18 protein-coding genes are annotated in these 13,361 nt (G+C 56.0%); 13 read left to right on the top strand and 5 right to left on the bottom strand.

Features of this window, described 5'->3' with window-relative positions:
* Positions 1–16: 16 nt before the first annotated feature.
* Both yidD and ACO6TI_RS23370 read right to left on the bottom strand, forming a co-directional pair.
* The gene (yidD, locus tag ACO6TI_RS23365; RefSeq protein ID WP_321190478.1) at positions 17–331 is read right to left on the bottom strand and encodes a membrane protein insertion efficiency factor YidD; all 315 of its coding nucleotides are present in this window, start codon (positions 329–331) and stop codon (positions 17–19) included.
* Between the two features lie 72 nt (positions 332–403).
* Positions 404–856, bottom strand: a complete 453-nt coding sequence (locus ACO6TI_RS23370; protein ID WP_108874096.1) for an iron-sulfur cluster assembly scaffold protein — start codon at positions 854–856, stop codon at positions 404–406.
* Between the two features lie 287 nt (positions 857–1,143).
* On the opposite strand from ACO6TI_RS23370, the gene folE reads away from it, so the two are divergent.
* From folE to ACO6TI_RS23425, 11 genes are all read left to right on the top strand, one after another.
* Positions 1,144–1,779 carry a GTP cyclohydrolase I FolE gene (folE, locus tag ACO6TI_RS23375; protein WP_055116052.1) on the top strand — a complete coding sequence of 212 codons (636 nt, stop codon included), beginning with the start codon at positions 1,144–1,146 and terminating at the stop codon, positions 1,777–1,779.
* Positions 1,780–1,822: 43 nt separating this feature from the next.
* Positions 1,823–2,290, top strand: a complete 468-nt coding sequence (gene hisI, locus ACO6TI_RS23380; RefSeq protein WP_422383469.1) for a phosphoribosyl-AMP cyclohydrolase — start codon at positions 1,823–1,825, stop codon at positions 2,288–2,290.
* 220 nt (positions 2,291–2,510) lie between these two features.
* Positions 2,511–2,666, top strand: coding sequence for a hypothetical protein (locus tag ACO6TI_RS23385; RefSeq protein ID WP_159100742.1), 156 nt, complete (start codon positions 2,511–2,513; stop codon positions 2,664–2,666).
* Between the two features lie 4 nt (positions 2,667–2,670).
* The gene (gene napF / locus ACO6TI_RS23390; RefSeq protein WP_422383470.1) at positions 2,671–3,192 is read left to right on the top strand and encodes a ferredoxin-type protein NapF; all 522 of its coding nucleotides are present in this window, start codon (positions 2,671–2,673) and stop codon (positions 3,190–3,192) included.
* Positions 3,189–3,491, top strand: a complete 303-nt coding sequence (locus ACO6TI_RS23395) for a chaperone NapD (RefSeq protein ID WP_104701946.1) — start codon at positions 3,189–3,191, stop codon at positions 3,489–3,491. Before napF ends, ACO6TI_RS23395 begins: the two co-directional genes overlap by 4 nt.
* Positions 3,478–5,970 carry a nitrate reductase catalytic subunit NapA gene (gene napA / locus ACO6TI_RS23400; protein ID WP_108873997.1) on the top strand — a complete coding sequence of 831 codons (2,493 nt, stop codon included), beginning with the start codon at positions 3,478–3,480 and terminating at the stop codon, positions 5,968–5,970. The genes ACO6TI_RS23395 and napA overlap by 14 nt, the downstream gene beginning before the upstream one ends.
* A 29-nt stretch (positions 5,971–5,999) precedes the next feature.
* A complete protein-coding gene (napG, locus tag ACO6TI_RS23405) occupies positions 6,000–6,812 on the top strand; it encodes a ferredoxin-type protein NapG (RefSeq protein ID WP_055116062.1) in 813 nt (270 codons plus the stop codon).
* Positions 6,809–7,741, top strand: a complete 933-nt coding sequence (gene napH, locus ACO6TI_RS23410; RefSeq protein WP_348315025.1) for a quinol dehydrogenase ferredoxin subunit NapH — start codon at positions 6,809–6,811, stop codon at positions 7,739–7,741. The genes napG and napH overlap by 4 nt, the downstream gene beginning before the upstream one ends.
* Positions 7,738–8,190, top strand: coding sequence for a nitrate reductase cytochrome c-type subunit (locus ACO6TI_RS23415; protein ID WP_055116064.1), 453 nt, complete (start codon positions 7,738–7,740; stop codon positions 8,188–8,190). Before napH ends, ACO6TI_RS23415 begins: the two co-directional genes overlap by 4 nt.
* 32 nt (positions 8,191–8,222) lie before the next feature.
* On the top strand, positions 8,223–8,930 hold the full coding sequence (locus tag ACO6TI_RS23420) for a NapC/NirT family cytochrome c (RefSeq protein ID WP_055116066.1): 708 nt from the start codon (positions 8,223–8,225) through the stop codon (positions 8,928–8,930).
* A 66-nt stretch (positions 8,931–8,996) separates the two neighbouring features.
* Complete coding sequence (locus ACO6TI_RS23425) at positions 8,997–9,263, top strand: hypothetical protein (RefSeq protein ID WP_209003500.1); 267 nt, start codon at positions 8,997–8,999, stop codon at positions 9,261–9,263.
* Between the two features lie 94 nt (positions 9,264–9,357).
* On the opposite strand, the gene ACO6TI_RS23430 is transcribed toward ACO6TI_RS23425, so the two are convergent.
* Both ACO6TI_RS23430 and ACO6TI_RS23435 read right to left on the bottom strand, forming a co-directional pair.
* The gene (locus ACO6TI_RS23430; RefSeq protein WP_055116068.1) at positions 9,358–9,789 is read right to left on the bottom strand and encodes a CBS domain-containing protein; all 432 of its coding nucleotides are present in this window, start codon (positions 9,787–9,789) and stop codon (positions 9,358–9,360) included.
* Between the two features lie 113 nt (positions 9,790–9,902).
* On the bottom strand, positions 9,903–10,688 hold the full coding sequence (locus tag ACO6TI_RS23435; protein ID WP_055116070.1) for a rhomboid family intramembrane serine protease: 786 nt from the start codon (positions 10,686–10,688) through the stop codon (positions 9,903–9,905).
* Between the two features lie 577 nt (positions 10,689–11,265).
* Here ACO6TI_RS23435 and ACO6TI_RS23440 point away from each other — a divergent pair.
* Both ACO6TI_RS23440 and ACO6TI_RS23445 read left to right on the top strand, forming a co-directional pair.
* Positions 11,266–11,910, top strand: a complete 645-nt coding sequence (locus tag ACO6TI_RS23440) for a PAS domain-containing protein (protein WP_029061669.1) — start codon at positions 11,266–11,268, stop codon at positions 11,908–11,910.
* 335 nt (positions 11,911–12,245) lie between these two features.
* Positions 12,246–12,875, top strand: coding sequence for a PilZ domain-containing protein (locus tag ACO6TI_RS23445; protein ID WP_029061668.1), 630 nt, complete (start codon positions 12,246–12,248; stop codon positions 12,873–12,875).
* Positions 12,876–12,957: 82 nt separating this feature from the next.
* Here ACO6TI_RS23445 and ACO6TI_RS23450 read toward each other — a convergent pair whose 3' ends face one another.
* Positions 12,958–13,149, bottom strand: a complete 192-nt coding sequence (locus ACO6TI_RS23450) for a hypothetical protein (RefSeq protein WP_422383471.1) — start codon at positions 13,147–13,149, stop codon at positions 12,958–12,960.
* Positions 13,150–13,361: the final 212 nt, after the last annotated feature.

Raw genomic sequence — 13,361 nt, forward strand, 5'->3', positions numbered from 1 at the left:
AAAGCCTATTTCATGATTATTGGTCATCCAGCCGGTATTTTTCAGGAATGTGCCGTCCCGTCCAACGCCCATAGCGCCATGGCGTGAACCAGTGTGTCTTGTCAGGAAGCGTATCGGGAACAGGGTCAAACCCGGATGCGCCCCAGGGATTACATCTGAGAATGCGCGCCAATCCGATCCATCCACCGGTCCAGAAACCGTATTGCCGGATAGCCTGCTCGGTATAGTCCGAACAGGTCGGTGCATATCGGCACCCTCGTCCCATGAACAGGGATAGGGAATGACGGTAAATCCAGATGAGACCAATCGCCACACGACCGGGAACAGACAAACGCCTGTTCCAACGGGATTCGGTGTCTGGCCGCTGGCACATGGTTCTAACAGACCGGACGTTTGAGAGGAGTTATGCCGCCGCTCCGTCTTTCTCGGCCTTGGCTTCAATCTGGTCGAGCGCATCGACGACGGCGTCGAAAGTCAACATCGTGGAGGCGTGGCGTGCCTTGTATTCACGAACCGGTTCCAGAAACTTCAGATCTTCGAAACGGCCCTTGGGCGGATCGCCACCTTCCTTGAGCATGGCACGCATGGTTTTTTGTGCATCCCGCAACTCGGCCACGCTGGCTCCGACGACATTCTGGGCCATGATCGAGGAAGATGCCTGTCCCAATGCACAGGCCTTTACGTCATGAGCGAAATCGCTCACCACACCGTCCTTCACACATATGTCAACGAGAACCGTCGAGCCGCAAAGTTTGGAATGTGCCTTCGCCGTTGCGTCAGGTTGCTCAAGACGGCCGATTCGGGGGATGTTTCCGGCGAATTCAAGGATCTTCGCGTTGTAGATGTCGTCAAGCATTCTCGCCTCTTCGTGAAAGCCTGTGATGCGCGACACATTGATGGCGCTTTGCTTTCCTATATATAGATCAGACGCCACGGCAATTTCGCAAGGGGCAGAGTGGTCGCAGTTGGTAGTATACGGCGTCGTATGTGCGCTGGAAACCGGCTCAACCCGCTCAGAAACTGTGCGTTCGCTTTTTGTGTGGAGTATGATAAGGGTCCCCGGCCTTCAAGCGAGGACTTCATGATCTGTGCAAGAACGGGCGCCGTATGACGAGTGACAAGGGTAAATTTGCGAGGATCCCGATGGACGCTGTCCTCAAGCCGGTTGAAAAGAGATTTGAGAGAAAATCGCCGGAGCAATTGCTTCGGCCGAGTCGCGAGGAAGTTGAAGCCGCAGTTCGGACAATTCTTGCCTGGACGGGCGACGACCCGGACCGTGAAGGCCTGGTCGAGACGCCGAAACGGGTCGTCAAGGCACTAAGCCAGCTCTATAGCGGCTATTTTGAGGATCCGGCCGAGCACCTGGAGCGAACGTTCGAGGATGTCGGTGGTTATCAGGACATCGTTCTTGTGCGCGGCATACCGTTTCATTCGCACTGCGAGCATCACATGCTTCCCTTTATCGGCGAAGCGCATATCGCCTATTATCCGGCTGAAGGCGTCGTCGGTCTGTCCAAGCTTGCACGTGTTGTCGATATCTATGCCAAGCGTCTGCAGACACAGGAAAACTTGACTGCGCAAATTGCATCGGTCATTGACGATACCCTCGCGCCGCGTGGTTTGGCGGTAATGCTCGAAGCAGAGCATCAGTGCATGACCATGCGCGGCGTTCAAAAACCGGGGGTCTCAACGATCACCACACAGTTCACCGGCGTTTTCCAGGATGATCCGGCCGAACAGGCCAAGTTCATGACCATGGTGCGCAGCAAGGGTCTCTGAACGAGGGCCCTTGCCCACTTGAGTTAGGCAAGGGCTACTTCCCATGTGCAATCCCCAATTATCCGATCGCGGTGACAAGGAAACCGTCGAAAACGGCACATTACTCATGCCGAAATTCGACAGTGACGGTCTGATTGCCGCAGTAGTGACCGATGTTGCATCCGGGGAAGTGCTGATGGTCGGCTACATGAACGAAGAAGCCTTGAAGCGGACAATCGATACAGGCGAAGCCTGGTACTGGAGTCGCTCGCGCAAAAGTTTCTGGAAAAAGGGAGAAACCTCCGGTCAGGTTCAGACCGTGCACGAAATTCTCACCGACTGCGACCAGGATGCGTTGGTGTTGAAGGTCTCGGTTGGAGGCAACGGCGCCACCTGCCACGTCGGCTACCGGTCCTGCTTCTTCCGGAAAGTGGTAACATCGCACAATGGTGCTTTAGGGGTGCCTGTCGGGCTGGAACCTGTCGAGACCGAAAAAGTTTACGATCCGGCCGAGGTTTACAACAAAGACTGAGACCTTGTTTCCGTTTCGACACTAATTCAGGATAATCATCTCTTCGTTGTATTTTTTAGTTATAAAAATCAATAAATTATCATATTTTCGAATTTACAGATATAATTTAATACGTAGTTTCCCTTATACCCCATGAGGTGTTCAGCGGCCTAAGCTCGGTCTCAAGGCTAAAAGACTCGAACAATAGCCGTCTCTGTCTGTCCATGCTGAGGGAGAGGTTATGGCAGAAGACAGTGATACCGGTCACTGGAATGATCGCCACGTGCATCGCCTGCAGTCCGTGGTCTTGGCTTCCGCACGTCAGGTAGTCGAAGCTGCAATCCAGCGGTTCTCCATTCCGATATCAGTTACCTTGCAATCGCCAGGGACGGGTTGACGCCATGTCCAGCCGGCCAGATGTATCAGTGAGCAGGCGAGCGTTCCTGAAGTTTGCCAGCCAACCGAAATCAGATTCGATCAGACCTCCCTGGTCCGACGAACCCTCCATTCTGGCACATTGTACGGAGTGCAAGAAATGCGTCGCATCCTGCCCTGAAAAAATCATAAAACCAGGAAACGACCGCGGTCCGGTGCTGGATTTTTCAAGTGGTGCCTGCACCTTTAGCGGTGCGTGCGCAGAAGCCTGCCCCTCAGGTGCGTTGGACCGCTCCCGTGAGTTCGACTGGCTATGGAGAGCCGACGTTTCGGACAAATGTCTATCTCTTCAGGCAATCACCTGCCGTACCTGCGAGGACGCGTGCGAACCGCAAGCGATTCGATTCAAGCTTGCGATTGGCGGCGCGTCGGAACCAATCGTTGATATTGATCAATGCACCGGTTGTGGTGCGTGCGCTTATGGCTGTCCAGTCGCTGCAATAACATTCAAGCGGCTCCAGCCGGAGCAACAAAAGGACCCGACATGAATATTTGCGGCTGTCTCGTTCATGCGACTGCCCCCGCGGTACCCGAAGTGCGCAAGCGGGTTGAAGCAATGAAGGGTGCCGAAATTCATGCGAGCGACGATGACGGTCGTCTTGTTGTCGTTGTCGAGGACACACCAGAAAAAAAAGCTTCCGAGCTGATCATGGAGATGCATCAGATCCCGGGCGTAGTTTCTGTCACCCTCACTTATCATCACTTCGAAGATCTAGCGGCGGATGATGCCGCCTCTCTGCCAGCCAAACCTAGCCAAGCCGGAGACCAGACCCATGACAACCTCTGAATCCCGCAGGACCTTTCTGAAGGCGACCGCGGCTGCCGCGACGGCTTCCGCAGCCGGTATTTCTCTCGGCAACGAGGCAGCTCAGGCGCAGGTCCAGTCCACCGGTATACGTTGGGACAAGGCAGCCTGCCGCTTCTGCGGCACAGGCTGCTCTGTTCTCGTTGGCACCAAGGATGACCGGGTGGTTGCAACCCAGGGGGACCCGGATGCACCGGTAAACCGGGGCCTGAATTGCATCAAGGGCTATTTCCTTTCGAAAATCATGTACGGCAAAGACCGCCTGACCCAGCCGCTGTTGCGCAAGACCAATGGCGTCTACGACAAGAATGGTGAGTTTGAACCGGTCAGCTGGGACGAAGCCTTCGATGTCATGGCCCAGAAATGGAAAGAAGCACTCGCCAAGAAAGGGCCGACCTCGGTCGGTATGTTCGGCTCCGGACAATGGACCGTCTGGGAAGGCTATGCCGCAGCCAAACTGATGAAGGCCGGCTTCCGCTCCAACAACATCGATCCGAATGCACGTCACTGCATGGCCTCCGCTGTTGTCGGCTTCATGCGGACCTTTGGCATCGACGAGCCAATGGGTTGTTACGATGACTTCGAGCACGCTGATACATTTGTGCTCTGGGGCTCCAACATGGCGGAAATGCACCCGATCCTCTGGTCGCGCCTTACCGATACCCGCCTGACCAAGCCCGGCGCCCAGGTACACGTTCTCTCCACATTCGAGCATCGTTCCTTTGAACTTGCCGACAACGGCATGATCTTCAAGCCGCAAACCGATCTTGCCATCCTGAACTATATCGCCAACCACATCATCTCGACCGGTCGCGTCAATGAAGACTTCATGTCCAAGCACGTGAACATCACCAAGACCGCGACCGATATCGGTTACGGCCTGCGACCTGAAAACCCTCTTCAGGAAGCAGCCGCAAATCCGGATTCCGGCAAACTGGAAGGCATGAGTTTCGACGAATATGCAGCTTCAGTCGCGGAGTATTCGGTGGACAAGGTGTCCGAACTGTCTGGCGTTCCTGCTGAAAAGCTTGAACTTCTGGCAGAACAATACGCCGACCCGGATCGCAAGGTGATGAGTCTTTGGACCATGGGCTTCAACCAGCATACCCGCGGTTCCTGGGTCAACTCGCTTTGCTACAATGTGCATCTTCTGACCGGCAAGATTTCCGAGCCAGGCAACTCCCCCTTCTCGCTTACCGGTCAGCCGTCTGCTTGCGGCACTGCCCGGGAAGTCGGAACCTTTGCCCACCGGCTGCCCGCGGACATGGTGGTGGCCAACGACAAGCATCGCGAGATTTGCGAGACTGCCTGGAAGATCCCTGCGGGGACGATCCCGCCGAAACCGGGATTCCACGCCGTCCTGCAGCACAGAAAACTGAAGGATGGTGTTCTCAACGCCTACTGGGTTCAGTGCAACAACAACATGCAGGCCGCCCCAAATATCAATGAGGAAGGTTATCCCGGATACCGCAATCCGGAAAATTTCATCACTGTCTCCGATCCCTATCCGACGGTCACCGCAGTGTCCGCGGATCTGATCCTGCCGACTGCGATGTGGGTCGAGAAAGAAGGCGCATACGGCAACGCGGAGCGCCGTACCCAATTCTGGCGTCAGCAGGTGTCGGCGCCGGGAGAAGCCAAATCAGACCTGTGGCAACTCATGGAATTCGCCAAACGCTTCACCGTTGAAGAAGTTTGGGGCGAAGAATTGCTCGCCAAGATGCCCGAACACCGGGGCAAGACGATGTTCGATGTGCTGTTTGCCAACGGCCAGGTCGACAAGTTCCCGTTAAGCGAAACCGCGGAAGGTTTCCAGAACGACGATGCCGAACACTTCGGCTTCTATGTTCAAAAGGGTCTTTTCGAGGAATATGCAGACTTCGGGCGCGGTCACGCCCACGATCTCGCACCCTTTGAGACTTATCATCAGGCGCGCGGGCTGCGCTGGCCGGTCGTCGACGGCAAGGAAACACTTTACAGGTTCCGCGAAGGCTATGACCCTTATGTGCCCGAAGGCGAGGAAGTCCGCTTTTACGGCCACAAGGACGGCAAGGCCAAGATCATTTTTGCGCCGTACGAAGATCCGCCGGAGATGCCGGATGAAACTTTCGACCTGTGGTTCTGCACGGGCCGTGTTCTTGAACACTGGCACTCCGGATCCATGACCCGTCGCGTACCGGAGTTGCACCGGGCATTCCCGCTTGCGGTTGTGTTCATGCATCCATCCGACGCCGAAGCACGCGGATTGAGAAACGGTCAGGAAATCCTCGTTTCAACACGTCGCGGCGAAGTGCGCAGCAAATTGGCGACGCGTGGTCGTAACAAGGTGCCCCAGGGACTGGTGTTCATGCCGTGGTTTGACGAGGGTCAGCTTACGAACAAGCTCACGCTTGACGCAACTTGCCCGTTGTCGAAGGAAACCGATTTCAAGAAGTGTGCCTGCAAGGTGGAACGCGCCTAGGCGCGTCCACCCGGACCCGGATCCTTGCCATGGCAATGCCACAGCTTTCACATTCCCGCCGTCGCTTTATGACCGACACCGCGCGTATGGCTTGCGGCTGCGCGGTCGCGGGGCTCGGGCTCGGGTATGTGGCAAGTGATGCGCGGGCATTGCCGGCCGATGCTCTTCGGCCACCTGGCGCCTTGCCGGAGACGGATTTCCTGAGCGCCTGCATTCGCTGTGGCCTGTGCGCGCGCGATTGTCCGTTCGACACTTTGAAACTCGCAGATCTCGGCGAAGAAGGTCCGGCGACGGGAACCCCCTATTTTACTGCTCGCAAGGTTCCTTGTGAAATGTGCGATGACATTCCGTGCGTCGCGGCATGTCCGACCGGCGCACTTGATCCAGCACTGGAGGATATTGACGACGCCCGCATGGGAACAGCAGTCCTGGTGGATCAGGAAAACTGCCTGAACTTCCACGGCCTGCGTTGTGATGTCTGTTATCGTGTCTGCCCGTCGATTGACGAGGCGATCTCGCTGAAGGCATCGCACGACGAGCGCTCGGGCCATCACGCCATTTTTGCCCCGACAGTGCATGCGGATCATTGCACGGGCTGCGGGCTCTGCGAGAAAAGCTGCGTATTGCCAGAGGCAGCGATAAAGGTGTTGCCTGTGCGACTGGCGCGCGGCGAGGCCGCTGATCATTATCGCCGGGGCTGGGAAGAAAAAGAAGCAAATGGCGCTCCCCTTGTCGAAGGCTTGATCGACCTCCCCGATCGCCTGCCGGGGCCGGGCACCGACAATCTTGCCGCGCCCGGTGGTTTCGAACCGACCTTCAAACTTCCCGGAGGCGGCCAATGAGTGTGGAGACGCACCTTCCCGTGGGATTTGAAGCCCTGGAAGAGAAGGGCTGGATCGGCTCCAGGCGCTTCCTGCTGCTGCGCAGGGCAAGCCAGCTGTTGTTCCTCGCGCTCTTTCTGACCGGTCCCCTGTTCGGTCTTTGGATCACCAAGGGAACACTCGCCGGTTCCATGACGTTCGACATCCTGCCGCTGACCGATCCCTTTGTGGCAACACAAAGTTTTGTCGCCGGCCACTGGCCTTCGGCAACTGCGTTGCTCGGCGCCCTGATCGTATTTGTCGCCTATGCTCTCCTTGGCGGTCGGTCGTATTGTTCCTGGGTTTGTCCCGTAAATCCGGTGACGGATGCAGCTCACTGGGTACACCGCCGCCTTGACCTGCCGAAAGGCTGGCAACCAAAACGTTCTACCCGTTTGTGGCTTGTTGGGATCGTGCTGGCAGTCTCGCTGCTAACGGGAACGATTGCCTGGGAAGCAATCAATCCGGTCACAATCATACACAGGGGCCTGGTCTTCGGCCTTGCCTCGGCGTGGATTGTGGCAGCGGGGGTCTTTCTTTTCGATCTCTTCGTCGCACGTCGGGGATGGTGCGGCCATATTTGCCCAGTCGGCGCGTTTTACGGCCTGATCGGGAAAGTGGCACTCGTCCGCGTGAGTGCCGCAAACCGGGATGCCTGCGACAATTGCATGGACTGCTATGCCGTTTGTCCGGAAAAACAGGTCATTTCCCCTGCCCTCAAGGGCGCTCCCGGCAGTTCGCCGATCATCCTTGCAGGTGACTGCACCAATTGCGGTGGCTGTATCGACGTCTGTGCACAACACGTTTTTTCCTTCACCCACCGGTTCGACGAGCGGATTGTCGAACCGAGCCCTCAATCCGCGCCTGAACAGAGCGCCGCAAGCAAGATACACAAGGAGTGTTCTCAATGAAAAAGTCGGTACTCGCGGGTGTCGCCGCCCTCGCAGTTCTTGTTGGCATTGGCGGGTTTGCCGTCGCTCAGCAGGATCAAGTCAAGGCCATGCGATCTGATCCTGTAGACGAGTTGAACAGGCTCGGCCCGGATTTCAAATGGGCGGAAAAGGAAGGCCGAATGCAGAGGAATTACCGCCAGCAACCGCCGCTGATCCCACATTCCATTGCGCAGTACCAGATCGACATTCGCACCAATCAGTGTCTGTCATGTCATGACTGGACCAAGGCTGGTGAACGCGGTGCTCCAACGCTCTCGATGACCCACTATCTCGACCGTGAAGGCAACGAACTCGATCACATCGCGGGAACAAGATACTTCTGCAATCAATGCCATGTGCCGCAAGCTGATGTTCCAGCCCTGGTCGACAATCAGTTTGAACCGTCCGCTCCCATCCAAACCCGCTGACGCGCTGAACCGTTACAAGGAGCCTTCGAAAAATGGCTGAAAACTCAGAAAACGGAAAGCCGGGAAACCCGATCCGCCGCGCCTGGAACTGGTTCTGGACTCCGACCGCAGTACTGAGCGCAGGGTTCGTGCTGCTTGCGGGGTTCCTTGGTGGAATCATGTTCTGGGGCGGTTTTCACTGGACACTGGAGCTCACCAACACAGAAGAGTTCTGCACCAGCTGCCACACCATGGAAACCAACCTCGCCGAATACCGTACAACCATTCACTACAGCAACCATTCAGGCGTGCGCGCGATCTGCTCGGATTGCCATGTTCCTCACGAGTGGCAACACAAGCTGAAAGCCAAGATCATGGCAGTGAAGGATGTCTATCATGAAGTGGTCGGGACAATCAGCACCCCGGAAAAATACGAGGCGCACCGCGGGGATATGGCTGCAGTTGTCTGGCGCAAGATGAAACTGTCCGATAGCCGCGAGTGCCGGAACTGCCATAACTTCAAATACATGGACTTTACGATCCAGGAAACGCGCGCCGCAGCGGAGCACCAGCGCGCTCTCGACGAAAACCTGACATGTATCGATTGCCACCAGGGTATCGCGCACGACCTGGCACCTGGATATCAGGAACGTTACCGGGAAGTTGTTGAGGAATTGCAGGCAAGCAACGCCCTGCCCGTTGACCCGTCCGAAGATGTCGCCGCGATCAGGTCTTACGTCGCTGACTTGTCTGAAAAATAACTTGCCCGGCGCCGGAACACGAATGCCGGCGCCTGCTCACTCTCATTCGTTGGAAAAGGCTGAAGCATGCTTGGTATCCTAGACTTACTTGGAACAATTGGTGGAAACGTTTTGAGCCTGCCGGGGATTCTGGGTCTAGCGCTCGGCATGATGACCCGGAACTGGATACTTGCGGCCGTCATGGGAGGTTTCGTCGGTATTGCGGAGACACTGGTGTTTGCAGGTTTCAAGCTGGCAGAAGTTCAGATGATCGACCTTTTCATAGCGGTTCTGGTCGGTGTGCTTGCAAGCAGCGTCGGGTGTGCCATCCGGCACAAGGGGGCGACTGTCTGAAACCTCTGCCGCGGAGCTATGAATGGCTCGGTATCAAAAAACACGAAAGGCTGGCGCACGTGCCAGCCTTTTTACACATGGAACACGTGTTGTCTCAGGACATGGAAATGTAGTTTCGCATCTGCTCGGCTTCGAGTTCAACCTGGGCAATCTTGTGCTTCACCACATCGCCGATTGAGATCACACCGGTCAGTTTGCCGTCTTTCACCACCGGCATGTGACGGAACCTGCCTTGTGTCATGCGCGCCATCACTTCATTGACACTGTTGCCCTCGTTGCATGTCACGACCTCCTTGGTCATGACGCTCGTGACCGGCAATTTCAGCGCAGATGGTCCCTGTGTCCCGATCACGCGCACAATGTCGCGTTCTGAAACAATTCCCTCAATGGCCTTGTCCCTGGAACAAACCACCACTGCGCCGATCTTGTGTTTTGCCAGGGTTTCGCAAATGTCGCTCAGCAGTGCATCACTGCTTGCTGTAATGGTGTCGTGGCCCTTCCCACTCAGAATTGCGGCAACGGTCATCTAACAATACCTCCCTCTGCGTCAACCAGCCCGTGTTAAAACCGGATGCAGGTATCATGGCAAAAAAATGGGATCACGCAAACCATTAACACTGCGCCATTTCGACCGGCAGGTCAGAAACGCCGCCTCGGTACGGGATCAAAAAACGGGAACAGCGCGAGGCCGGCGGCAAAGCCGCCAATATGTGCCATCCAGGCGACACTTGCCGGCTGTCCGGCAACCGGACCGCTCATGAGACCGAAAAAGAGATTGAGCCCGAACCACACGGCAACGAAGACCAGGACCTGCTGATTGCGGAAACAATCGGCCAGCGGCTTCGCCGGCACCATGTAGGCTTCGCGATCGGTACGACGGATGGCACCGAGCGGGCCGCCCAGTTCGAAGACAAAGCGAATCGCGGCTGCCATCTGACCGGAAATCGCTGCCGACGCGCCAATCATCGGAACGCCCTCACCCCAGTTCGTCGCCAGGTGTGCAAGTGCTCCCCCGACCGAACACAGCGCCGAAAAGAGCAGAAATCGGCTGACGCCGAACCTGCGTGCAACCGCGCTGCCGAAGATCGCCATCCAGAGCAGATTGAAAATGATATGTGTCGCACTGCCGTGCAGCAGGGAATAAGTGACAAATGCCCAAAGCGCCGAAGCCATGTCCAGCGCGGAGAGCCCCGCAAAAATCGAGTATTTCACCGGCCAGAATGCAAAAAGGACGAGGATGAGATTGTCCCAGACAACCGGGAGCAGGAACACCCGCACGAGATGAATCGCAATCAGAATTCCACTGAGCCAGATGATGATATCAGGCAGATTGATCGCAGGCGGGCCGGCAGGTCTTCTGGGCGGTTGCTGCTTTTCGGCTTGTTCACGCCGGCTGCGTTCTTCGTCGAATTTGTATACGTTCATGGAATCTCGCTCTTTCCCTATTTCTTCTAAGCAAGATCCCGGACAAAACAAGGGCGGCTTGATGATCAGGCGATCATTTCCTTCAAATGGTGAATGTCTTTTCAGATTGCCGCAGCGGATTTGCGCGAAAAAAGCAAGGACGCCGGTGCAAACCGAGATCGGATGAGATCCCGGGCGCCGGCGTCCTGTCTTCCCCCCAAAAGGTCGGTCGCGTCCCCACGCGCTCTTGTCAGGTCACTGTTCAGTTTCGAAGAACTTCAGCGCTCAATTGTGTTTGCGCGCTTGCGTCCTGTTTCGCTCCATTGCCGGGTTTTCGGCTTGAAACGCCGAGGCTGTTTGCCTCGCCATAAGTCTGAACAGAACGTTAAGCTGCCAGCACCACCGACTGAAGACAAGCAACACCGAAAATTAACCTTAACACCTGCCCCACCTCATTGTTTCATATCCATCAGCCACTTGGCACGCCCCATGCTTAGTAGAGGTCAGTCAAACACAGGATCGGACAAGCGCCCCATTTTGAAACAGTAGTGTCTTGAGACGATACACGGGGCGAATAATGGCGATGAGGCGAAGCAAGATGAAACACGGCGTAACGCAAACTCTTTATTCTTACTGGGACAACCTGCGCGGCGCCCGTCCAGCCCCGAACCGCAGTGAAGTCGACCCCGGTGAAATTCGCGGTCTGTTGGGAGATACCTTTATTCTGGAAACAAAAGGACCCCAGGACGTGCGTTACCGCCTGGCCGGAACGCGCCTTTGTTCGGCCCATTGCCGTGAACTTAAAGGCAGGAACTTCCTGCGTGGCTGGAGCACGAAGGATCGTGAAGCCCTGGAAAGCCTTGTTGCTGCCATTACGGAAGACGCGGCAGCGGCGGTCATTGGCGTTAGCGGTCACACCGAGCGGGATCAGGTTCTGCATATGGAAATGCTGCTCGTTCCTCTCAATGTGCCTGGAGAAGGCCGGATCCGCATCCTCGGAAGTTGTACACCGATGGAAAAGCCTTATTGGATCGGCCTGCACCCGATTCTGAACCAGTCGATCAGCAGCCTGCGTCTGGTCTGGCCCGACGAGCGGCCCTTCTTTGCCGACGCACCGGCAGCGGTCAATCCTATCCTGCCACGCTTCACGGCAGAAGGCATGAGCATGCCGGCGCCCACCCTGCCCCAGGGTGCCGAGCGCAAGGTCGGTCATCTGACCGTCTATAGCGGCGGCAAGTCCTGACCGCTTCGCAAAAGACGCATCAAACACGCCCCACTATCCGAAAACCCGGAATCAACCGGGTTTTCTAACGCCGCGTCACAATTCTCGCCTCAAACTTGATGTCTGCACCTCTCTCTTTTTTCCAGGAGTGGTAATTTTTCCCGATGCAATTTATAGGAAGTTGCGCACTTTCGTTGCGCCGCTGGGAATCTAATGAAATTTTTAACGTCTAAAAGCAGTTGAGTGCCCCAATTCTTACACATCGTTAACCTCATCTGCCTAATGTATGAGTGAGACGTTTGGGGATTCGGGTTTCGGCCACTTGGTGCGGGACACACTGTTTGGATAGAGCAGGCATGGACGCCGGATTGGCAACAGCACCAGAAGGAAGCAAACCGCTTCAAGTCACGGACCGCCGGCGGCATCAACGTGTTCAGGTCGATATACTTGGCCGTTTCATGTTGGAGGATCGCCGGGAATACCCCTGTCAGATCATCGATATGTCACCAGGCGGAATGGCCATGATCACTCCTGTCGAAGGGCGTGTTGGCGAACGGGTGATTGCTTATCTTGATCATTTGAGCCGCGTCGAGGGACGCATTTCGCGGGTGATTGACGGCGGTTTTGCCGTTGAACTGCGCAACACCGCCCGCAAGCGCGACAAGATCGCGAACGTCCTGACCTGGCTCGCCAACAGGGATGAACTCAATCTTCCAGAAGATCGCCGCCACGACCGTTTCGTGCCGAAAAATCCCATGACGAAGATGATCCTGCCGGACGGTTCGGAACATGTCTGCCGGATAATCGATGTGTCCCTTTCCGGGGCAGCCATCGCAACGGACAGCAGTCCCGAAATGGGTGATCCGATTACTCTCGGCAAGATGCAGGCCCGCGTCGTCCGGCGCATCGAAGGCGGCATTGCCGTCGAATTCGCCGCCGTCCAGAGCCGCGAGTTGCTGGAACACCATATCTCTGCGCCTGACTGAAGCTATTCCTGCCCCAGCCAGAAGATCGAGAGAGCTGCGTTTTGAACGGCTCCCTCGAGACTGAACCTACTGATTTGCCAGGTTACTTTTTCGTGGTTGCACGCACACTCGTGCACAGCGATGCGGCCGTCAGAGCTGCGATACCCACTGGTTTGTATTGGCTTTCCAAACTGCCGGCCACCTGCGGTCCCCGCTTCGGACAGGAATTTCGCGCTAACTTGTTCCTGCGTTCTTGATTCATGGCAGTTTTCAGGTCTTCAAGAAGAATGTTCATTTGTCTGCCTCCAGTTCGTGTGTTCTAGAGTCAGGAATACAAGGAACATGCCAAATGACAGGAGACAAGAAAACATCACTTAAACAATATCTTAGCGGAAATTCCTATTTCCAGAACCGGTTTGTCGCTTCCCAATGACAGAACACGATTCCCATTTTGGGTTGTATTTTGATCGATTTCGAGAATCTGGTGTACTTCGTGCGAATGCGGGC

It is taken from the genome of Roseibium album (genome assembly GCF_965233825.1).
In the GTDB taxonomy this organism is placed as follows: domain Bacteria; phylum Pseudomonadota; class Alphaproteobacteria; order Rhizobiales; family Stappiaceae; genus Roseibium; species Roseibium album.